The sequence below is a fragment of the Lentisalinibacter sediminis genome (assembly GCF_040706615.1).
Lineage (GTDB): Bacteria > Pseudomonadota > Gammaproteobacteria > Steroidobacterales > Woeseiaceae > Lentisalinibacter > Lentisalinibacter sediminis.
Map to the genome: position 1 here is coordinate 445,492 of NZ_JAPDRF010000001.1, position 19,594 is coordinate 465,085.

The 19,594-nt window shown below is 68.4% G+C and carries 19 protein-coding genes; 5 read left to right on the forward strand and 14 right to left on the reverse strand.

The window, feature by feature from the left end; all coding sequences use genetic code 11:
* Positions 1–61 precede the first annotated feature (61 nt).
* Positions 62–2,587 carry a TonB-dependent receptor gene (locus tag ACJMKX_RS02175; protein WP_405220526.1) on the forward strand — a complete coding sequence of 842 codons (2,526 nt, stop codon included), beginning with the start codon at positions 62–64 and terminating at the stop codon, positions 2,585–2,587.
* Between the two features lie 27 nt (positions 2,588–2,614).
* Here the strand turns inward: ACJMKX_RS02175 and glpQ are convergent, their stop codons facing one another.
* The 3 genes from glpQ to ACJMKX_RS02190 form a co-directional block, all read right to left on the reverse strand.
* Positions 2,615–3,616 (reverse strand): glycerophosphodiester phosphodiesterase, encoded by a 1,002-nt coding sequence (glpQ, locus tag ACJMKX_RS02180; protein ID WP_405220528.1) that lies wholly within the window; start codon positions 3,614–3,616, stop codon positions 2,615–2,617.
* A gap of 16 nt (positions 3,617–3,632) precedes the next feature.
* A complete protein-coding gene (locus ACJMKX_RS02185) occupies positions 3,633–4,655 on the reverse strand; it encodes an NAD(P)/FAD-dependent oxidoreductase (protein WP_405220529.1) in 1,023 nt (340 codons plus the stop codon).
* 99 nt (positions 4,656–4,754) lie between these two features.
* Positions 4,755–5,201 carry a TIR domain-containing protein gene (locus tag ACJMKX_RS02190; protein ID WP_405220531.1) on the reverse strand — a complete coding sequence of 149 codons (447 nt, stop codon included), beginning with the start codon at positions 5,199–5,201 and terminating at the stop codon, positions 4,755–4,757.
* Between the two features lie 204 nt (positions 5,202–5,405).
* Between ACJMKX_RS02190 and ACJMKX_RS02195 the strand changes: the two genes are divergently transcribed.
* The 3 genes from ACJMKX_RS02195 to ACJMKX_RS02205 all read left to right on the forward strand — a co-directional run bounded on the left by ACJMKX_RS02195 (position 5,406) and on the right by ACJMKX_RS02205 (position 9,449).
* Entirely contained in the window at positions 5,406–6,146 is a 741-nt protein-coding gene (locus ACJMKX_RS02195) for an endonuclease/exonuclease/phosphatase family protein (protein WP_405220533.1), read from the forward strand.
* A gap of 47 nt (positions 6,147–6,193) precedes the next feature.
* The gene (locus ACJMKX_RS02200) at positions 6,194–8,248 is read left to right on the forward strand and encodes a 3-hydroxyacyl-CoA dehydrogenase NAD-binding domain-containing protein (protein WP_405220535.1); all 2,055 of its coding nucleotides are present in this window, start codon (positions 6,194–6,196) and stop codon (positions 8,246–8,248) included.
* Positions 8,249–8,396: 148 nt separating this feature from the next.
* The gene (locus tag ACJMKX_RS02205) at positions 8,397–9,449 is read left to right on the forward strand and encodes a cyclic nucleotide-binding domain-containing protein (protein WP_405220537.1); all 1,053 of its coding nucleotides are present in this window, start codon (positions 8,397–8,399) and stop codon (positions 9,447–9,449) included.
* Positions 9,450–9,467: 18 nt separating this feature from the next.
* Here ACJMKX_RS02205 and ACJMKX_RS02210 read toward each other — a convergent pair whose 3' ends face one another.
* From ACJMKX_RS02210 to rrtA, 11 genes are all read right to left on the reverse strand, one after another.
* Positions 9,468–9,806, reverse strand: coding sequence for a PilZ domain-containing protein (locus tag ACJMKX_RS02210; RefSeq protein WP_405220539.1), 339 nt, complete (start codon positions 9,804–9,806; stop codon positions 9,468–9,470).
* An 18-nt stretch (positions 9,807–9,824) separates the two neighbouring features.
* A complete protein-coding gene (locus tag ACJMKX_RS02215; protein WP_405220541.1) occupies positions 9,825–10,850 on the reverse strand; it encodes a hypothetical protein in 1,026 nt (341 codons plus the stop codon).
* Positions 10,851–10,854: 4 nt separating this feature from the next.
* A complete protein-coding gene (gene tmk, locus ACJMKX_RS02220) occupies positions 10,855–11,490 on the reverse strand; it encodes a dTMP kinase (protein ID WP_405220543.1) in 636 nt (211 codons plus the stop codon).
* A gap of 2 nt (positions 11,491–11,492) precedes the next feature.
* Positions 11,493–12,515: an endolytic transglycosylase MltG gene (gene mltG / locus ACJMKX_RS02225; protein ID WP_405220544.1), complete on the reverse strand. Its 1,023-nt coding sequence runs from the start codon at positions 12,513–12,515 to the stop codon at positions 11,493–11,495.
* 19 nt (positions 12,516–12,534) lie between these two features.
* The gene (gene pabC, locus ACJMKX_RS02230; RefSeq protein WP_405220763.1) at positions 12,535–13,401 is read right to left on the reverse strand and encodes an aminodeoxychorismate lyase; all 867 of its coding nucleotides are present in this window, start codon (positions 13,399–13,401) and stop codon (positions 12,535–12,537) included.
* Entirely contained in the window at positions 13,401–14,765 is a 1,365-nt protein-coding gene (locus ACJMKX_RS02235; protein ID WP_405220546.1) for an aminodeoxychorismate synthase component I, read from the reverse strand. Before ACJMKX_RS02235 ends, pabC begins: the two co-directional genes overlap by 1 nt.
* Positions 14,766–14,840: 75 nt before the next feature.
* Positions 14,841–16,082 (reverse strand): beta-ketoacyl-ACP synthase II, encoded by a 1,242-nt coding sequence (fabF, locus tag ACJMKX_RS02240; protein ID WP_405220548.1) that lies wholly within the window; start codon positions 16,080–16,082, stop codon positions 14,841–14,843.
* 72 nt (positions 16,083–16,154) lie between these two features.
* Positions 16,155–16,400, reverse strand: a complete 246-nt coding sequence (gene acpP / locus ACJMKX_RS02245) for an acyl carrier protein (RefSeq protein ID WP_405220550.1) — start codon at positions 16,398–16,400, stop codon at positions 16,155–16,157.
* A gap of 225 nt (positions 16,401–16,625) precedes the next feature.
* Entirely contained in the window at positions 16,626–17,372 is a 747-nt protein-coding gene (gene fabG / locus ACJMKX_RS02250) for a 3-oxoacyl-ACP reductase FabG (RefSeq protein ID WP_405220552.1), read from the reverse strand.
* 3 nt (positions 17,373–17,375) lie between these two features.
* Complete coding sequence (gene fabD / locus ACJMKX_RS02255) at positions 17,376–18,308, reverse strand: ACP S-malonyltransferase (protein WP_405220554.1); 933 nt, start codon at positions 18,306–18,308, stop codon at positions 17,376–17,378.
* A gap of 76 nt (positions 18,309–18,384) precedes the next feature.
* Entirely contained in the window at positions 18,385–19,014 is a 630-nt protein-coding gene (rrtA, locus tag ACJMKX_RS02260) for a rhombosortase (RefSeq protein WP_405220556.1), read from the reverse strand.
* 96 nt (positions 19,015–19,110) lie between these two features.
* Between rrtA and gspG the strand changes: the two genes are divergently transcribed.
* Positions 19,111–19,572 (forward strand): type II secretion system major pseudopilin GspG, encoded by a 462-nt coding sequence (gene gspG, locus ACJMKX_RS02265; protein ID WP_405220765.1) that lies wholly within the window; start codon positions 19,111–19,113, stop codon positions 19,570–19,572.
* Positions 19,573–19,594 lie beyond the last annotated feature (22 nt).

A 19,594-nucleotide genomic window follows, 5' to 3' on the forward strand; every position in this document is an offset into this window, starting at 1 on the left:
ATTGCCCGTCAGGGCGCACCGCGGTCATGCGGAATCTGCGGGGAGCCACTAGAATTCCCGCATGGATCGCCTTCGTCCGGGCCTGATGGCCGCCCTCCTCCTCTGCCTGCCGCTGCTGCTCCACGCGGCCGGGGAACCTTGGCTGGGCCGTCCGCTGGCCGACTACATCGACTCTCTGAATCTGCCGGTCATCTATTCCAGTGACGTCGTCCCGCCCGGGCTGCGCGTGGCGAGGGAGCCTACCGCCAGCGACCGGGAATATGCCCTGCGCCAGGTGCTCGCCGCCTCCGGTCTGGCGCTGGTGAGCGGGCCGGACGACCGTCTGCTGGTAGTGAGTGCCCGCGGCAGGGCCACGCAGACAGACGCAGCCGTCACCGGCGTCGTCCGTGCCGCGGACGGCGGGCGGCTCGGCGGTGCAGAGATCTATGTGGACGGCGCGGGCCGGGGACGAACCGGCCGGGCGGGGGAATTCCTGATCCGGGACGTCGCGCCCGGCAGCCATACGCTGCGGGTCCGTCTCGAGGGCTACCTGTCGGCGGAGCGCGCGCTGGAACTCCGCGAGGGACAGGTGCTGGTGGCCGATATCCGGATACCGCGCGCCCCACGGGCCCTGCCCGACCTGGTGGTGACCTCGAGTCTGCACCGGCTGGTCTACGAGAGTCCCGGATCACACACGTTCCTCGACCGGGAACGGCTGCTCGATCTCCCGAATCTGGCCGACGACCCGCTGCGGGCCGGGGAACGCCTGCCGGGGGTCGCCGGCGGCGGCGTCTCCGCCCGCGCCCACGTGCGCGGCGGCGAGGAGACCGAGACGCTGGTGTTGTTCGACGGGCTGCGCCTGTACGAGCCGTTCCACCTGAAGGACTTCCAGAACGTCGTGAGCATGCTCGACATGCAGGCGGTGGGCGGCATCGACTATTACTCGGGCGGCTTCCCGGCCCGTTACGGCGACCGCATGAGCGCGGTTATGGACATCGATATACGCCGGCCGGTGGCGCCCCGCAGCACCGAGGTGAGGGTCGATTTCCTGCATGCGGGAGTGACCTCCCTCGGCACCTTCGAGGCGGGCGACGGCGAGTGGCTGGCCGCTGTTCGCCGCGGCAACCTGGATCTCATGCTGCAGGCCGTCAATCCGGATCTCGGCACCCCCCGCTACCTCGACCTGCTGCTGCACGCCGAGCGGGACATCGGCCCGCGCCTGCGACTCGGCGGCAATGCGCTGGTGTCACGCGACAAGATCGGTGTCAGCGATTCGGGGGATACGACGGCGGCGGACGCCCGCTACGACAACCGCTATCTCTGGTTGAAGCTGGGGTGGCTCGCGACGGCGCGGCTCAGTGCCTCCACGGTGCTATCCGCCAGCCTGATCGAGAACGCCCGCGCCGGCTTCGTCGAGCGCCCCGGCGTGGTGAGCGGTCGGGTCATCCGCGACGAACGCGACTTCCGTATCTTCGGGCTGAAGCAGGACTGGACCTGGCAGCGCAGCGAGGCGTCCCTCTGGCGCGCCGGTTTCGACCTGAAGCACGTGGAGGGCGATTATGAGTATGCGAGCGAGCGCCTGGTCGACCCGTTGTTCGCCGGCCTCGCCGGCGTTACGGATGCGGGCAGCGAGGTGCGCGATTATTCGCTGTCACCCGGCGGCGCCCAGTTCGCGATGTACCTCGCGCGTCGCTGGCAGATCAACGACTGGCTGACCGCGGAGGGCGGTCTGCGCTGGGACCAGCAGACCTACACCACCGCCGCGGACGACGAACAGATCAGTCCGCGCGTGTCCCTGCTCGCGCGGCCCCGTCCGGGAACGGAGCTGCGGCTGAGCTGGGGGCGGTTCTACCAGGCCCAGGAGCTGAACGAACTCAAGGTGGCGGACGGCCAACCGGACTTCGAGGAAGCGCAGCGCTCGGAGCACGTGATCCTGAGCGCCATCCAGGATGTCGGTGCCTACCGCCTGCGGGCGGAGCTCTACCGCAAGAAAATGCGCAGCCTGGCGGCCCGGTTCGAGAACCTGACCGATCCGCTGACCCTGCTGCCGGAGCTGCAGCCCGACCGCATTCGCCTGGACCCGGAGTCGGCCACGGCCCGGGGCGCGGAGCTGCTGCTGACCCGCCGGCCCGGCGACGAAGGCCTGTCATGGTGGGCCAGTTACGCCTGGTCCGAGGTACTCGACCGGTTCGACGACGGCAAGGTGGCGCGCAGCTGGGACCAGACCCACGCCGTGAAATTCGGCCTGGACTGGTCGGCCGGCCCCTGGAATTTCAGCCTGGCGGCGAGCGTGCACACGGGCTGGCCGAAGACCCGCCTGCTGCTGGTTGAGGGTGAGGCAGAACCCGAAGTGATCGCGGAGGCTCGCAACCGCCGCCGTTACGAGGACTTCCACCGCCTCGATCTGCGACTGGGGCGGGAGTTCCGTCTCGCCCGGGGCACCTTGCAGGCCTACCTGGAGGTCACCAATCTGTACAATGGCCGCAACCCCTGCTGTCTGGACTACACGCCGGTCACCGGCGAGGACGGCGGACGCGTACTGGTCGAGGAGACGGATTACTGGCTGCCGCTGGTGCCCTCGCTCGGCGTCGCCTGGCGCTTCGAGTAATTCTCGTGGAATTCTGCCGCCGTTCCCTCAGGGACGCGGCACCCGGCGCACCAGACCCAGCTCGTCGAAGACGGCGGCGGCACGGTCGGGGAAATCGGTGAACACGCCGTCGACGCCCGGCTCGGCCACGAACCAGCGCAGCATTTCCTCGAGGTCGCGGAAACCGGCGGCCAGATCGTCGGCACGGAAGGTATACGGATGCACCGCGAGCCCCGCCGCGTGGGCGTCGGCCGCCAGGCGTCCCGGCCGTGGGCGCCCGCGGCCGTCCAGTGTGTAGAGCTGGCCGACCCACGGACCGATCGCATCGGCAGTCGCGGCGAGTGCGGTCAGCCCCTCCGGGGTCTTCAGCGCATCGTAGTCGGTGTCGGACTCGCCCCAGTCGTTCTCGCCAATGAGCTGGACGAGCCGGAAGTCGGTCACGAACTCATCGCGCAGGCGGCGCAGCTCGTCGGCGTCGAAACACTGGATGTAGACGGCGTCAGAGCGGGACGTGACGCCGGCCTCTGCCAGGGCGGCGAGCAGGAGTGCGGACAGGTCCACCCCCTCGGCCCGGTGCCAGGCCGGGCGCTTGATCTCCGGGTAGATGCCGACCCGCCGACCGGTCGAAGCGTTCAGGCCGCGGACCAGCGCGATCTCCTCGGCCAGCGTGTTGATACGAAAGTTGCCGCTGCGAGCGGGGAATCGCAAAGGATAGTTTGCCTGCCTGCCCTCCCGGTCCAGCCTCTCGGTCACCCGCAGCGTGCGGATCTCGGCCAAGGTCAGATCCCGGGCATACCAGCGCCCGTCCGCCCGGGCCCGGTCGGGAAAGCGCTCGGCCACGTCGGTGACCCGGTCCAGATGGATGTCGTGCAGGACCAGGAGCGCGTCGTCCTTCGAGGCGACGAGGTCCTGCTCCAGGTAATCGGCGCCGAGACCGTAGGCCAGCGCCTTGGCCTCCAGCGTGTGCTCGGGCAGGTAGCCGGAGGCGCCCCGGTGGGCGATCACGACGGGCCGGCGGGAGGGTCTCGCCATGCCGGCCGTCGTTGCCATACCCGTCGTCGTCCCCTCAGTCGTCCACGCCGAGGCGCTTGTGCATGATCGGGCTGGTCGTCGTGTACTGCAGGTGCACCTTCTTGTCCGGCTCGATGAACGACTTGGCCGCGAAGGCCGCCAGCGCAGCTTCGTGGAAACCGCTCAGGATCAGCTTCTTCTTGCCCGGGTAGTGGTTGATGTCGCCGATGGCGTAGATGCCCGGGATGTTCGTCTCGAACTTCTCCGTGTCCACGTTGATGGTCTTGCGGTTGATGTCCAGGCCCCACTCCGCGATGGGCCCGAGTTTCGGCGCCAGCCCGAAGAACACCAGCAGGTCGTCCAGCTCGACGCGGCGGTCCTCCTGGTCTTTCACCGACACGGTCACCGACGTCAGCGTGTCGCCGTCGGCTTCGATGGCGCTCACGTTGCCGAATTCGATCAGGTCCATCCTGCCGGTCGCCACCAGCTCGCGCATCCGCGCCACCGAGGCGGGTGCCGCCCGGAACTGATCCGAGCGATGCACCAGCGTCATGGATTCGACCGCGTCGATCAGCTCCAGCACCCAGTCCAGCGCCGAGTCACCGGCGCCGAGTACGACCACCCGCTTGCCGGTGAAACGGCGGGGATCGCGCACCCGGTAGAAAACGTGCTTGTCGATCAGTTCGTCGACGCCCTCCACGCGGAGCTCCCGGGGCTGGAAAGAGCCGACGCCGCCCGCGATGATGACGGTCTTCGTCTCGAACTCCTTGCCGCCACTGGTCTTCACGTGGAATGGCCCCTCGCCGGAGACTTCCGTGACCTCCTCGCCCAGGTGGAAGCCGGGCGAGAACGGCTTGATCTGCTCCATCAGCCGCTCCACCAGCTCGGCCGCGCTGCACACCGGGATGGCCGGGATGTCGTAGATCGGCTTGTCCGGGTAGAGCTCGGCGCACTGTCCGCCGACCACGGGCATGGTCTCCACCACCTCCGCATGCAGACCCAGCAGCCCCAGCTCGAATACCTGGAACAGCCCGCAGGGGCCCGCCCCGACGATCAGCGCATCGGTCTTGATTGTCATGATTCTCGGTTCACTCCTCCGGACAAAATCCTGCCGCGGGGAACCCGTCCCCCGGCCGTTCGACTGCTTCCATTGCGAGTGCCCGCCGCCGGGCGGACCTCAGGGGAAGTCGATGACCTCCCAGCGGTTGGTATCCTCGTTCCGTGCCGCGCGTTTGAGGGCGTCCACGATTTCACGCTCGTTCCATTCCGGCTCTTCGCGGGCCGCCTGGGACACCTCGGCCGGCATCGGCAGGACGCCGCCGAAGGGCTTCATGGCGATGATCGGCCTGCCGAGCGCCTGGGCGGCGTCGATCTGGTACTGGATCCAGTCCCGTTTCTTCTCGAACAGGCTGCCCAGAACGACGACGGTCTCCGCGGCTTCGATCTGCTCGCGCAGCGCCGCCTTGAAGGCCTCGCTGCCGCCAGAGGGCAGCTCTTCCGGCTTGCTCGTGTTCACATAGAAGAAATTGGGGTTGCTCTCGATGTACTCGAACAGGCGCAGGTAATCGTCGCTCTCGCTGAAGGTGTGGGTGACGTACACCCGTATCGGGTTATCTTCGGACACGAAAGACCTCCGGCGGCCGGCTCGGAACACGGGTAGTGTAGCGAATCCGGTGACCGCGGGGCCAGCATGCCCGGCCCAGCCGGGACTGCATCTCGGGCCCGCCCGACCTGCTATCATCCGGTAGAGTCAGGCTGTCCGGGGAGTCGGCAGCGCCGGCGACGTCCCGGCCCGCCCGACTGCCCCCTCCGAACGCCGGGAACAGGCATGCGCTTACTGCTTTACAACATCCGCTACGGAGTCGGCGGCGGTGCATCCATGCACGTGCCCGTCCCGGGTGCGGGCTACCTGCTCGGCAACCGGACGAACCTGGACCGGATCATCGAGTTCATCCAGTCGGTGAGCCCGGATATCGTCGGCCTGGTGGAAGTGGATACGGGCTCCATCCGCAGCCGGCGGGTGAACCAGGCGGAAGAGATCGCCCGGGCGCTCGGCCACAATACCTCTTACGAGATCAAGTACGGGGCCAGCTCGGTCAACAAGCTGCTGCCGATCATCCGCAAACAGGGCAACGCGTTCCTGGCCGCTCCCGGTATCCACGGCGAGCGCTTCCACTACTTCGACACGGGCATCAAACGACTGATCATCGAACTGGAGCTCGACGATTTCGCTGTCTTCCTGGTGCACCTGTCGCTGAAGTACCGGCATCGCCACCTGCAGCTACGCCATCTGCACGACCTGGTGATGCAAACCGAGAAGCCGGTGATGGTGGCCGGCGATTTCAATACCTTCTGGGGCGAGAACGAGATGTATCTGTTCATGCAGGCCACCGGCCTGAAGAGCGCGAATGCCACCGGCGCGCCCTCCTACCCCAGCCGGGCGCCCCGCAAGGAGCTGGATTTCATCCTCTACCAGGAGGGTATCCAAATCGAGCATTTCGAGATCCCGCAGGTCCGTTATTCGGACCACCTGCCACTGGTCTGCGACTTCTCGGTGCAGGCGGCCTGAAACGAGGAATTCGGAAGAACGAAGCCGAAAACGGCAAGGAGCAGGCAATGAGCGACGAAAACGCACGCGGCGAACTCGAGCACTGGCGCAGGTCGACCGATTCGAGCGGCGTCCTCTGGCTGGCGGCAGACAAGGCCGACGGCGGTGCCAACGTGCTGTCCGCGCCGGTCCTGCGCGAACTCGACGCGATCATCGGCGGCATCGAGGACGACCCGCCCAAGGGCGTGGTCATCTATTCGGTGAAGCCGAGCGGCTTCATCATGGGTGCCGACATCAACGAGTTCACCCGCATCGAGTCCACCGAGCAGGCCTTCGAGCTGGTGCGCCTGGGCCAGCAGGTGCTCGACCGGCTCGAGGCGCTTCGCTGCCCCACCGTCACCGTAATCGACGGCTACGCCCTCGGCGGCGGTCTGGAACTCGCCATGGCATGCGACTACCGCCTGGCCGTGGACAGCGACCGCAAGACCATCGGCCTGCCCGAGGTGCAGCTCGGCATCCATCCCGGTTTCGGCGGCACCGTCCGGGCGGTGCAGATCGCCGGCGTCACCGCGGCGATGGAGCTCATGCTGACCGGCAAATCGCTGACGCCGAAAAAGGCGAAGGCGACCGGACTGGTCGACCGCCTGGTCGCGCGGGACAACTGGAAAGCGGCGGCGCGGGAGATCATCGGCTCGCGCCCGCCCCGCAGCCGCGCCGGTTTCACCCAGAAGCTGCTGAACCTGGCGCCGGTGCGACCCTTCGTTGCCAAACAGATGCGCGCGCGGGTCGCCAAGCGCGCGCGCCAGGACCACTATCCCGCCCCCTACGCTATCGTCGACCTCTGGCAGAAACACGGCGGCAGCCCGGACGGCGGTTACGTGGCCGAGGCACGCTCCATCGCGGAGCTCATGTGCACGGACACCTCACGCAATCTGGTGCGCGTGTTCTTCCTGCAGAACCGGCTGAAGGCCCAGGGCAGCAGCGATGCGCCCCGGGCCCGCCAGCTGCACGTCGTCGGTGCCGGCGTCATGGGCGGCGACATCGCCGCCTGGTGTGCGCTGCGCGGCCTGGAGGTCACGCTGCAGGACCGGGAGGAGAAGTACATCACGCCCGCACTCGAGCGGGCGGAGAAGCTGTTCGGCAAGCGCATCCGTGACGACGCGGAACGCGAGGCGGCGAAGGGCCGGCTCCGGGCGGACGTTGCCGGTGACGGCGTGGCCGGGGCGGATATCGTGATCGAGGCCATCTTCGAGGACAAGGAGGCGAAGCAGGACCTGTACCGGGAGCTGGAGCCGAAGATGAAGGACGGCGCGGTGCTCGCCACCAATACCTCCTCCATACGCCTGGAGGAGCTGCGCACGGTGCTCTCGGCCCCGGCACGGCTGATCGGCCTGCACTTCTTCAATCCGGTCGCACAGCTGCCGCTCGTGGAGGTGATCCGCTGCGCGGATACCGAAGCGGCTGCGATCGACGCCGGTCATGCCTTCGTGAAGACCATTGGCAAGTATCCGCTGGAGTGCGCGAGCTCGCCGGGCTTCGTGGTCAACCGGGTGCTGGCCCCTTACATGGGCGAGGCAATGCGCCTGCACGAGGAAGGCGTCCCCCTGGAGATCATCGACCAGGCAGCCGTGGATTTCGGCATGCCCATGGGCCCGGTGGAGCTTGCCGACAGCGTCGGGCTGGACGTCGCCTGGCACGTCTCGACGATCCTGGCCGATGCCTACGGCTACCCGCTGCCCGAGAAACTCAGGGAGATGGTCGACGCCGGCAATCTGGGCAGGAAATCCGGTCAGGGCTTCTACCGCTGGGAGGACGGCAAGGCCGTCAAGCAGTCCGACGCGGAAGGACCCGAGCCGCCGGACCTGCAGGACCGGCTGATCCTGCCCATGGTCAACGAGGCCGTCGCCTGCCTGGCGGAAGGTGTCGTGGAGGACGAGGACCTCCTCGATGCCGGCGTTATCTTCGGCACCGGTTTCGCCCCTTTCCGTGGCGGCCCGCTGCACTACGCCCGTTCCCGCGGCGTCGCCGAGATCCGCAGCCGACTGGAGAAGTTCGCCATGGAGTACGGCCAGCGGTTCCGGCCGGCGGACGGCTGGGATGCCTTCTCCTCCGGCGAGGACTGAACGCCGACGTCAGCGGAAATTGGGACGCGTTCCTGATCTTGCCAAGCCATTGAATGTACAATGCGCCACCCGGGAGTCGACGTTTTCTCTTACCGCCGCCCGCGCACAGGGCCGGCCGGCGGCCCACCACGGATGAACTGGCGATAACATGACGGAACGAGGACAGGTAGATCCGAACCTGCTGAAGGGTTTCTCTCCGCTCGACGGACTCAAGCGCGAGAACCTGTCGGCGCTCGCGAAGAAGACCCAGGTCCACGAACTCGACGCGAATCAGAACCTGTTCCGCGAGGGCGATTCCGAGAAACGCACTCTCTACATCGTCAGCGGCAGCGTCGAACTCGTGGACGGCAATCAGGTGGTGGAGACCATCCAGGGCGGTACCGAGGAGGCTCGTAATCCGCTCTCCCCCATCCTGCCCCGGCGCTACACCGCCCGCACCCGCACGAAGATCCAGTATCTCAACATCGACAGCGACCTGCTGGACGTGATGCTGACCTGGGACCAGACCGGCTCCTACGAGGTGAGCGAGCTGCGCGACGATCAGACCGAAGGCGGGGACGACTGGATGACCACCCTGCTGCAGACCAAGGCATTCCACAAGATCCCGCCGGCCAATATCCAGGCGATCTTCATGCGCATGCAGCAGATCAACTACAAGGCCGGCGACCAGGTGATCAAGCAGGGCGCCGAGGGCGACTATTTCTACGTGATCACCCGCGGCAAGTGCGCGGTCACTCGGGAGACGCCGCTGAACAAGGAAGGCATCCGGCTGGCCGAACTGGCCGTGGGCGACACTTTCGGCGAGGAGGCCCTGATCTCCGACGCCAAGCGCAATGCGACGGTCACGATGATGACCGACGGCTCGGTGATGCGCCTCGGCAAGGAAGACTTCAACACGCTGCTGAACGAGCCCATGCTCGAGTGGGTGGATTATACGGAAGCCCAGGACATCGTGGCGAAAGGGGGCCAGTGGCTGGACGTGCGCTTGCCGAGCGAGTTCGACAACTACCACCAGGAAGGCGCGGTGAATATCCCGCTCTACTTCATCCGGCTGAAGCTCGGCACGCTGGAAAAGGACAAGCGCTACGTCGTCTGCTGCGACACCGGACGGCGCAGCTCCGCCGGCGCCTACATCCTGAGCGAGCGGGGCTTCAACGCCTGCGTCCTGCGGGGCGGCATCAACAGCGCGCGCAATCCCTGACCGGCAGCCGCCGCGGCCTCACATGGTGTGGGTGGGCTTGTCCCCGCTGAGCGCGCCGGCCAGATAGTTCTCGATCTTCTTCTGGGTGTTGCCCTGGTCCTGTTCGGAGAACTGGACGCCGATGCCGGCGGTCCGCTTGCCCTGCGCTCCCTTGGGCGTCATCCAGATGACCTTGCCGGCCACCGGAATCTTCTCGTCCTCGCCCATCAGGTTCAGCAGCATGAACACCTCGTCGCCCAGCCGGTAGGAGCTGTTGGTGGGTATGAACAGGCCGCCGTTGTGCACGAACGGCATGTACGCCAGATACAACGCACTCTTGTCCTTGATCGTCAGCGTCAGTAGACCCGGCTTGGACATGATCAAATCCCTCGACAATTATCCGGCGCCACCGCCGGCGGATGCGCCGGTCGGTGAGCGTTCCAGGCCCGCCTGCTCCCCGCGGAATCCTTCGGCCCACGGGATCAGCAGCGATTCCAGCGCCACCTGCTGCTCGTTCGCCGAGCCGGGAGGCTGGTTTCGCAGCCTGGTCAGGCGATCTAGATAACAGAACAGATTTCGGCTGTCCATGCGCTGCAGCACGCTTTCCGGCATGACCCCCGCCGGGGCCTGCGAACGCCCTGCGACCCGGCCCCGGATCAGGTCTCTCATCAGCCGCTCCAGCCAGTCCATCGCGAATACGGCATCGGCCTTTGCCCAGCGTGCCGCCGCCTCCAGCGAGCCCAGCCGGCCTGCCACGACGGCGCCGAGGTCGTCGCGGAAGCGCCCCGGCAATTCCGCCTTGCCGTCGCGCACGTAGGCCACCGCCCGCAGGGGCGCTCCGCCGGCCAGCGCCAGGGCTTCGGGCCAGTCGGCCTCGTCGCTCAGTGCCTGCAACCAGGCGAGGGCCGCAGCCGGCGGCGGCAGCGGGACTCGCAGCGTCGCGCAACGGCTCAGGATGGTGGCCGGCATGCCCGAGAGCGTGTCCGCCACCAGGATGATGAGCGCATCCCCGGGCGGTTCCTCCAGAGTCTTCAAGAGGCTGTTGGCCGCGTTCAGCGTCATGGCGTTCGCCGGCTCGATCAGTGCCGCCTTGCCGCCGCCGGCATGACTCTTCAGGCCGATATTCGCCACGAGGGACCGCACCTGGTCCACCGAGATCCGCGCCTTGCCCTCCTCCGGCGAGATCCGCATCGCATCCGGATGCTGCCGTCCCGAGGCGGGCCAGACCGGCCGCGTCGCATTGCCGCTGCCGCCGGCGAGGTAACGCGCGCAGAGCCAGTCGGCCAGTGCCCGCTTGCCCGTGCCGACAGGGCCACTCAGCAGCAACGCATGGCCGAGACGCCCGGCCACGCGATTGCGCTCGAGGCTCTCGCAGGTATCATCGAGCCACGTAATTTCTTTTTGATCAATAATTTCTGTCACTTTGCTAATCTAATTTATCAATCATGAGCCGATCGACATGACGGGCGATCTCCTTCTGCACCGACTGCAGCGGCCGGCTGGCGTCCACTACGGCGTAGCGTTCCGGCTCGGCTTGCGCCAGCGCGAGATACCCGGCGCGGACCCGCTCGAAGAAGGCGCCCTGCTCGTTCTCGAAGCGGTCTGTGGTACCCCTCTCCCGGCTGCGCTGTCGGCTCACCGGGAGCGGCGCGTCCAGCAGCAGCGTGAGATCCGGCCACAGGCCCGGGTGGACGATGTCCGCGATCTGGCGTATCCGGCCGGTATCCTGGCCGCGTCCATAGCCCTGATAGGCCAGGGTGGCATCCGTAAAGCGGTCGCAGACCACCCAGTCGCCGCGCTCCAGGCTCGGCACGATGAGGTTCTCCAGGTGCACGGACCGGGCCGCGAACATCAGCAACAGCTCCGCCGGCGCCGGCACGGGCTCCTCCCGCTCGGCGAGCACCACGTCGCGGATGTCCTCGGCCAGCGGCGTGCCGCCCGGCTCCCGGGTGCTGACGACGCCGTAGCCCGCGGCCCCGATACGCTCGCAGATGAACCCCACGTTGGTGCTCTTGCCGACCCCCTCGATGCCTTCCACCGTGATGAAGCGCCCTCTGGCCATGCTCAGCGCCTCCGCTCGCGCAGTCGCTCGAGGTAGCGCTCCACGGCGGCCTCGTGCTCTTCCCGCGTGACGGAGAAGTCGTGGCTGCCGTCCGGCTCGCCGGTGGCGACGAAGAACAGCGCCTCGCCCGGCGCCGGATCCACCGCCGCGTCCAGGGACGCACGGCCCGGCAGCGCGATCGGCGTCGGCGGCAGACCCGCACGGGTATAGGTGTTGTAGGGCGTATCGGTGCGCAGGTCCCGGCGGCGGATGTTGCCGTCCCAGTCCTCGCCCAGGCCGTAGATCACGGTGGGGTCGGTCTGCAGGCGCATGCCCCGCTCGAGACGCCGCGTGAAGACACCCGCTATGCGGCGGCGCTCGTCCTCCCGGGCGGTCTCCTTCTCGATGATCGACGCGAGGATCAGTGCCTCGTAGGGTGAGCCGAGCGGGATGTCCTCGCGCCGTGACTGCCATGCCGCAAGCAGCTGTTTCTGCATCAGTGCGTAGGCCCGGCGCAGGATGGTCACGTCCTCGCTGCCCCGCGGGAAATGGTAGGTTTCCGGAAACAGCAGTCCTTCCGGGTGCTCCTCCGCGGCTTCGACGGCTTCCAGCAATGCGGCCGGCTCGTAGGGCCCGAGGGTCGCGACGATCGCCGGGTGCGCCTGCAGCGCGCGAACCGCCTCGGCGGTGGTCCAGCCCTCCACGATGGTGAAGCTGTAGAGGCGCACGTCGCCGGCCACGAACTTGGCCAGCGCCTCCGCCGCGCTCACGCCCGGCTGCAGCACGTACTCGCCTGCCTTGATCCGCCCCGCCTCGCCGGACAGGCGGCCGTACCAGGAGAGGACGGCCGGATGGCGCAGCATGCCCCTCGACTCCAGATCGGCCGTCACTCTCGCGAGCGGCGTCCCGGGCGGGATCTCCACGACCGCGGGCGCCTCCAGCGCGAGCGGGCGATGCAGCTCGGCGCGCGCCCACAGCAGCGTGCCGCCCAGCGCCACCGCCAGGACCAGCATGCCGGCCAGCGCCGCCAGTAGGAGCCTCGTCATATTGCTGTCATTTCCGCTGTCATTCCGTCAGTCCCGCCGCCTCCAGCGCGGCCGCGATCCTCGCGCTGAGCGGACCCGGTGTCCACTCGCGCGTGCCCAGACGGGCGACCGGCCAGAGCACATACTGGCTGTTGGTCAGGAAGAGCTCGTCCGCCGCCATGACCTCCGGGGGCTGCACGTCGCGGACCGTCGTCTCCAGCCCCAGCCGGTCGGCCAGCTCCAGCACGCGCCCGCGCATAATGCCGGCCACGCCGGCATGGGTGATGGCCGGTGTGATCAATCTCTCGCCGCGCACCAGAAACAGGTTGCTCATGGTAGCGCAGACCACCCGGCCGTCGCCGTCCAGCATCAGGCCTTCGGCGACATCGTCCGCCCTGTTGTCCGCCCTGTTGTCCGCCCTATCCTGATCGTCCCGTTCGGCCCGGGCAAGCACCTGTTCCAGCCGATCGAGGTGCTTTAAGCCTGCCAGCGCCGGATTACGGCCGAGGCGCGTACGGCACCAGCGCACCGCGACGCCGCGCTCCCGACGCTCTCGCGGCCAGACGCCGGCGGGCCCGATGCCCGCCAGCAGCCGGGCATCCGAATGCCGATAGGCATAGCCCCGCTCGCCGTCGCCGCGGGTCGCCACCAGTTTCAGGACGGCCCGGCCGTCCTCGGCCGGTATCCCTCCGACGACCCGGGCGACGAATGCCTCGATGCGCTGGCGCGCCGGCAGGCACAGCGCGAGTCGGTCGGCACCGAGTCGAAGGCGCTCCAGATGATGCTCGAGCAGTCGCGGCCGCCCGTCGCGCACCGCGATGGTCTCGAACAGCCCGTCCCCGTAGGCGAACCCCCGGTCGTCGGGCCCCGGCGCGTCGGCCTCGCCCTCGAGGTAATGCCAGCGCATCACGCCGCGCCCTGGCCCTGCCCCTGCCCCAGGGCCAGCAGCAGCCCCTTCGCCTTGGCCCGCGTCTCCGCCAGCTCGTGCTCCGGCTCTGAATCCGCGACGATGCCGGCCCCGGCCCGCAGGGTCAGTTCCGTGCCGTCCGTCACGACGGTGCGGATCAGGATGTTCAGGTCCAGATTCCCGTCCCGGGAGAGATAACCGAAAGAGCCCGTATAGGCGCCGCGGGGACCGGACTCCAGCGCGGCGATGATCTGCATGCAGCGGACCTTCGGGCAGCCGGTGATCGTGCCGCCGGGGAAGACGGCACCGATGGCACGGCCGGGTGTCACGCCGGCCTCGAGCTCGCCGGTCACGTTGCTGACGATGTGGTGCACGTGGCGGTAAGTCTCGATCGTCATCATCTCGTCGACCCGGACCGTGCCGGGCCGGCAGATGCGGCCGAGGTCATTGCGCTCCAGATCGATGAGCATGACATGCTCGGCCCGCTCCTTCGGGTGCGCCAGTAGCTCTGCGCTGAGCGCCCGGTCGTCATGGCGGCTGGCGCCCCGCGGCCGCGTGCCGGCGATAGGGCGCGTGGAGGCGACCCCGTCGGCCAGGCGCAGGAGTCGCTCCGGCGAGGAGGAGATCACGGATTGCTCGCCGACTCGCATGAGGCCGGCGAAGGGCGCCGGGTTGGCCCGACGCAGCCGGCGGTAGATGATCGACGGCGTCATTCCCTCGGCCAGCCTGCCGCGCCAGAGGCGGGACAGGTTGGCCTGATAGACGTCGCCCTCGGCGATGTGGGCCTTCGCCGCGGCGACCGCCGCAAGATAGTCCTCGGGGGGCTCCTCCACCGCGGGGCCGGCGAGCGCTGGCCGGCCCTCGTCGGCACCGCTCCTCGCCGCGGCGGCGTCGGCGGCCATACGGTCGAGGCTGCCTTCGCTGCCGGGCTCCGCCACGGCCCAGGTGCGGCCGCTCTGCCGGTCGCGGATCAGGGCGCCCCGAACGCGGGTGGCGAGGGCAACGGGCAGGCCTGCCGGCGCGCTCAGTTGCAGGCCGGCCTCGATCTCGGCGGCGAGTTCGTAGCCCAGGTACAGGAACCAGCCGCCGGCGAACGGCGCCTCGCCGCTGCCACTCCGATCCTGGGTCCACCACAGGTCCAGGGAGTCCAGGAATCCGCCACGGACCGGGACATCCGGCGGCGCCGCGAGCCGCCCTCCCGCCTCCAGCCGCAGGCTCTCTCCGGGCAATGCGAACAGCAGATCGTAGCGGGCCTGGGCATTGGCGCCCTCGACGCTCTCGAGCAGGAAGGGATAGCGCTCCGGCCATGCGTCGTGCATGGCGAGCAGATCCGCGCTCGCCGCGAGTTCACGTACCGGCTTCATGGGTGGGTCGTGCAGCAATGGTCTTGCAGCGATGGTCGTGCGGCGCCATGGCACCGCCTGCATGCCCGGATGCCGTCAGACGGCTCGGAAGATCAGCGTGCCGTTGGTGCCGCCGAAGCCGAAGGAATTCGACATGGCCACCTGCAGCTTCGCATCGCGGGCCGTATTGGGCACGTAGTCCAGGTCGCACTGCGGGTCCGGGTTGTCCAGATTGATGGTCGGCGGCAACACCTGATCGCGGATCGCCAGGATGGAGAAGATGGCCTCGACCGCTCCCGCGGCGCCGAGCAGGTGGCCAGTGGTCGACTTCGTAGCGCTGACCGGCAGCGAGGCCGCGTGGTCCCCGAAGCAGCGCTTGACGGCGACCGTCTCGGCGATGTCGCCGGCAATCGTGGACGTGGCGTGGCCGTTCAGGTGATCGACGTCGTCCGGGTTGAGCCCGGCATCGCCGAGCGCCGCCGCCATGCTCTTGCGGGCGCCCTCGCCGTCCTCCGGCGGCAGCGTGATGTGGGAGGCATCGCCGCTCATACCGAAACCGACGACTTCGGCAAGGATGGACGCACCCCGTGCCTTGGCGTGCTCGTACTCCTCGATGACCAGACAGCCCGCGCCGTCCGCGAGCACGAAGCCGTCCCGGTCCCGGTCGAAGGGGCGGCTGGCACGTTGCGGCTCGTCGTTGCGGGTGGATAGTGCCCGGGCCGCGCAGAAGCCGCCGAGTCCGAGCGGCGTAGTCGCATATTCCGCGCCGCCCGCCAGCATCACGTCGGCGTCACCCCAGGCGACGGAGCGGGCCGCCAGTCCGATGCTGTGGGTGGAGGTCGTGCAGGCGGTGACGACGGCCAGGTTCGGCCCCGTCAGCCCGTGCATGATGCTCACGTGACCCGAGATCATGTTGATGATGGCGCCCGGTATGAAGAACGGCGAGATGCGCCGCGGCCCCTGGTTCAGGTACTTCTCGTGATTGGCCTCGATGGTGGCGATGCCGCCGATGCCGGCGCCCATGGCCACGCCGATCCGGCCCCGGTTGTCGTCGGTCACCTCGAGGCCGCTGGCCGCGAGCGCCTGGTTGCAGGCGGCGACGCCGTACTGCACGAAGGTATCGATCTTGCGGGCTTCCTTCTTCGGGATGCCGTGCGCTTCCGGATCGAAATCCTTGACCAGGCCGGCGAAACGGGTGGCAAACGGTTCCGGGTCGAAGTCCGTGATGGGAGCCATTCCCGGGCGGCCTTCCACGACATTTTTCCACGCCTCGTCGACGGTGTTGCCGACGGGCGAGATGATGCCGAGTCCGGTCACGACTGCGCGGCGTCTCTCCACGGGATTACCTGTTCGGGATGGGTGGAAGGGAAGCGCGGGCCGGGCGCACCGCGCCGGCCCGTGCCCGTGACATCAGGAGGATTCCGACTTGCGGGCGTTGATGTAGTCGATGGCCTGCTGGACCGTGGTGATCTTCTCGGCTTCCTCGTCGGGGATCTCCGTCTCGAACTCCTCCTCGAGGGCCATGACGAGTTCCACGGTATCCAGCGAGTCGGCGCCGAGGTCATCGACGAAAGAAGCATCGTTGGTGACCTCTTCTTCCTTCACCCCGAGCTGCTCGGCTACGATGCTCTTGACCTGTTCTTCAATGCTGCTCATTGCTTCTGTTTCTCCTTCGCAGAGACTGCCTGAATTCTACTGCCGGACCGCGGAGAGTCCCCCGATCGGCGATCCGCGCCGGCCCCGGCTTTCACCTGAACGCAGCCGCTGCCGCGAACACCCCTTGCGCCGCCCCGTTCGGGCCCCGGCGCTTCCGAGGGCCGGTATTGTATTGGAAAACCGGCCGCCCATTCTACAGCACCGGCATCCGGGGCCGGAGGCCTTTCAGATCATATACATACCGCCGTTCACATGCAGGGTCTCGCCGGTGATGTAAGCGCCCGCCGGCGACGCCAGGAATACCGCCGCCGCGGCGATGTCCGCGGCCTCGCCAAGCCGGCCCAGAGGAATCTGGCCGAGCAGTGTTTCCTGCTGACCGTCCTCCAGCGCGCCGGTCATGTCCGTGCGGATGAACCCGGGTGCAATGACGTTGACGGTGATGCCGCGGGAACCGACCTCGCGCGCCAGCGATTTGGAGAAGCCGATGATGCCGGCCTTGGCGGCCGCATAGTTCGACTGTCCCGCGTTGCCCATCACGCCCACCACCGAGGCGATGCTGACGATGCGGCCCGCGCGCTTCTTCATCATGCCCCGCAGGCACGCCTTGCTCATGCGGTAGACGCCGGACAGGTTGGTCTGCAGGATCTCGTCCCACTCGTCCGGCTTCATCCGCAGCAGCAGGTTGTCCCGGGTGATGCCCGCGTTGTTCACCAGGATGTCCGGCGGCGCCTCCAGCGCGCCCGTCAACGCATCCACCGAGGCGGGGTCGGAGACGTCCAGCACGGCGCCCTCGCCCTGCCCGCCCAGCCGTTCACCGATACTTCGTGCGCCCGCCTCGGAGGTGGCGGTGCCGATCACCCGGGCGCCCGCGGCCGCCAGCCCGTCGGCGATGGCGGCGCCGATGCCCCGCGAGGCACCCGTTACGAGGGCTGTCTGCCCCTCCAGTACGTCGGCAGCAAAGATTCCAGCCATCGATTACACCTCTTCTTCCAGCAATGCGTCCAGGACCGCCGGCGTGTCCAGCGCGGCATGGGGCAGCGAGCGATCGATACGCCGACCCAGTCCCGCCAGTACCTTGCCGGGACCGCATTCGACCACCCGGTCGGCACCCTCGGCCGCGAAGCGCTGCACCGTCTCCACCCAGCGCACGGGGCTGTAGAGCTGGCGCACCAGCGCATCGGCGACCGCCGCAGGATCGGACTCGACCGCCACGTCGACGTTGTTGACCACCGGTATCGCGGGCGGATCGACCGACACGTCCTCCAGCGCCGCCCGCAGTCGTTCCGCCGCCGGCCGCATCAGGGCGCAGTGAGACGGCACACTGACCGGCAGCAACATGGCCCGACGCGCGCCGCTCTCCTTCGCCGCCTCGACCGCGCGCTCGACGGCCGGCTTCTCGCCGGCGATTACGACCTGGCCGGGTGCGTTGTAGTTGACCGCCTCCACCACACCGGCGGGCGCCGCCTGCTCACAGGCTGCGCGGACGGCGTCGTCGTCCAGACCGAGAATGGCGGCCATCGCACCGCCTCCTTCCGCCACCGCTTCCTGCATGAACCTGGCCCGCGCCGCGACCAGCGTCACCGCGGCGATGAACGGCACCGCGCCGGCCGCCACCAGCGCGGTATATTCGCCCAGCGAGTGGCCGGCGAGCCACGCCGGCGCGGGTCCGCCCCGCTCCTCCCAGACCCGCCACGCGGCCACGCCCGCCGTCAGCATCAGCGGCTGGGTGTTGACCGTCAGCCCGAGCTCCTCCTCCGGACCCTCCCGCGACAGCCTCCAGAGATCACGCCCGAGCGCCTCGCCGGCCTCCTCGTAAGTCCGGCGCACGACAGGGAATGCCTCGGCGAGTTCGGCCTGCATGCCGAGGGACTGCGATCCCTGGCCCGGAAACACGAAAGCTGTCTTCACACGATCCTCCCCCTCGGTGGTGATGGTGACACCGGCGCCGGGCGGGGCGGCCCCTCCCCCGACGCGGGTGGCGGGATTATAACGTCTGTGACGTCCGCCTCCGGCGCGACCATCCCGATGCGACGAACCCGGCGACGACGCCGCCCAGCGCACCGTAGCGATGGGCTTCGACCAGCACGGGGCCGCCGGCCGTCTGCTCGGCGCCCGGGATGGGCCCGGCCATCGCCTCCCACGCGAGCTTGCCGGCCAGCAGTGCCGCGAGAATGACCGCGGCAGGATCCCGGCGACGCAGGGCCGGCACGAGCCCTCCCGCCAGCAGCCCGTGCAGGACGCCGGAGAGGCCGACGTACCAGGCGACGCCGGGATGCAGCAGATACAGCGCGGCGACGAGGGTTGCCGCCGAGATGGCGGCAATGACCCACCAGCCGGTCGCCCCGTACTCGCGCCCGGCCACCCAGCCCACCAGGGCGAGCCCGGCCAGGTTCAGCAGCAGGTGACCGGGCCCGAGATGGACCAGGTGCCCCGTCGCGAGCCGCCACCATTCGCCGCCGGCTACGGCCGCCCGGCTGTAGCGCAGCGCAGCCGCCCCGTCGTCTCCCGTCGCAGCCGCCACGAGAGCTGCGCACGCGAGCACGGCGAAAGGAACCTTCGCGCCGCCGAAGGCGTCCCACCAGCCGTCAGCGGAATTGCCGGTTCGTAACCCCATGTTTGCTACAATTTCGTTGATTGAAGGACAGCGCCCGAACGCTGTACACGTGGCTTTCCTGGTTTTCCCCGGAGCAGAGATATCGTGCAACATTACCTGACTTGCGAAGCGCCGGACCGCGGCGCCGCGGGCGCGACCCGACAGGCGGGCTTCACACTGATCGAGATCATGGTCGTCGTGGTCATCATCGGCCTGCTCGCGGCCATCATCGCACCGAACGTCATCGGCCGCATCGACGACGCCCAGATATCCAAGGTCAAGCAGGATATCCGCAGCATCGAATCGGCGCTGAAGCTCTATCGCCTGGACAACTTCCGCTATCCCACCACCGAGCAGGGACTCGCTGCGCTGGTAGAGCGTCCCAACGATCCGAACATCAAGAACTGGCGGGCCGGCGGGTATCTGGACCGGCTGCCGAAAGACCCCTGGGATAACGTCTACCAGTATCTGAACCCGGGTCAGCACGGCGAGATCGACATCTATACGCTGGGTGCCGACGGGCGCCCCGGCGGTGAGGGCATCGATGCGGACCGGGGGAACTGGTCGCTGGACGAGTGATCGCCCGGCCACCGCAGCGGCA

Excerpts from the sequence above, each read along its gene's own strand:
- acpP (WP_405220550.1), bottom strand. The coding sequence starts at position 16,400 with ATGAGCAGCATTGAAGAACAGGTCAAGAGCATCGTAGCCGAGCAGCTC.
- ACJMKX_RS02210 (WP_405220539.1), bottom strand. The coding sequence starts at position 9,806 with ATGTCCAAGCCGGGTCTACTGACGCTGACGATCAAGGACAAGAGTGCG.
- glpQ (WP_405220528.1), bottom strand. The coding sequence starts at position 3,616 with ATGGCAACGACGGCCGGCATGGCGAGACCCTCCCGCCGGCCCGTCGTG.
- ACJMKX_RS02205 (WP_405220537.1), top strand. The coding sequence starts at position 8,397 with ATGACGGAACGAGGACAGGTAGATCCGAACCTGCTGAAGGGTTTCTCT.
- fabG (WP_405220552.1), bottom strand. The coding sequence starts at position 17,372 with ATGGCTGGAATCTTTGCTGCCGACGTACTGGAGGGGCAGACAGCCCTC.
- ACJMKX_RS02200 (WP_405220535.1), top strand. The coding sequence starts at position 6,194 with ATGAGCGACGAAAACGCACGCGGCGAACTCGAGCACTGGCGCAGGTCG.
- ACJMKX_RS02175 (WP_405220526.1), top strand. The coding sequence starts at position 62 with ATGGATCGCCTTCGTCCGGGCCTGATGGCCGCCCTCCTCCTCTGCCTG.
- ACJMKX_RS02185 (WP_405220529.1), bottom strand. The coding sequence starts at position 4,655 with ATGACAATCAAGACCGATGCGCTGATCGTCGGGGCGGGCCCCTGCGGG.
- ACJMKX_RS02195 (WP_405220533.1), top strand. The coding sequence starts at position 5,406 with ATGCGCTTACTGCTTTACAACATCCGCTACGGAGTCGGCGGCGGTGCA.
- pabC (WP_405220763.1), bottom strand. The coding sequence starts at position 13,401 with ATGCGCTGGCATTACCTCGAGGGCGAGGCCGACGCGCCGGGGCCCGAC.
- ACJMKX_RS02235 (WP_405220546.1), bottom strand. The coding sequence starts at position 14,765 with ATGAAGCCGGTACGTGAACTCGCGGCGAGCGCGGATCTGCTCGCCATG.
- mltG (WP_405220544.1), bottom strand. The coding sequence starts at position 12,515 with ATGACGAGGCTCCTACTGGCGGCGCTGGCCGGCATGCTGGTCCTGGCG.
- rrtA (WP_405220556.1), bottom strand. The coding sequence starts at position 19,014 with ATGGGGTTACGAACCGGCAATTCCGCTGACGGCTGGTGGGACGCCTTC.
- tmk (WP_405220543.1), bottom strand. The coding sequence starts at position 11,490 with ATGGCCAGAGGGCGCTTCATCACGGTGGAAGGCATCGAGGGGGTCGGC.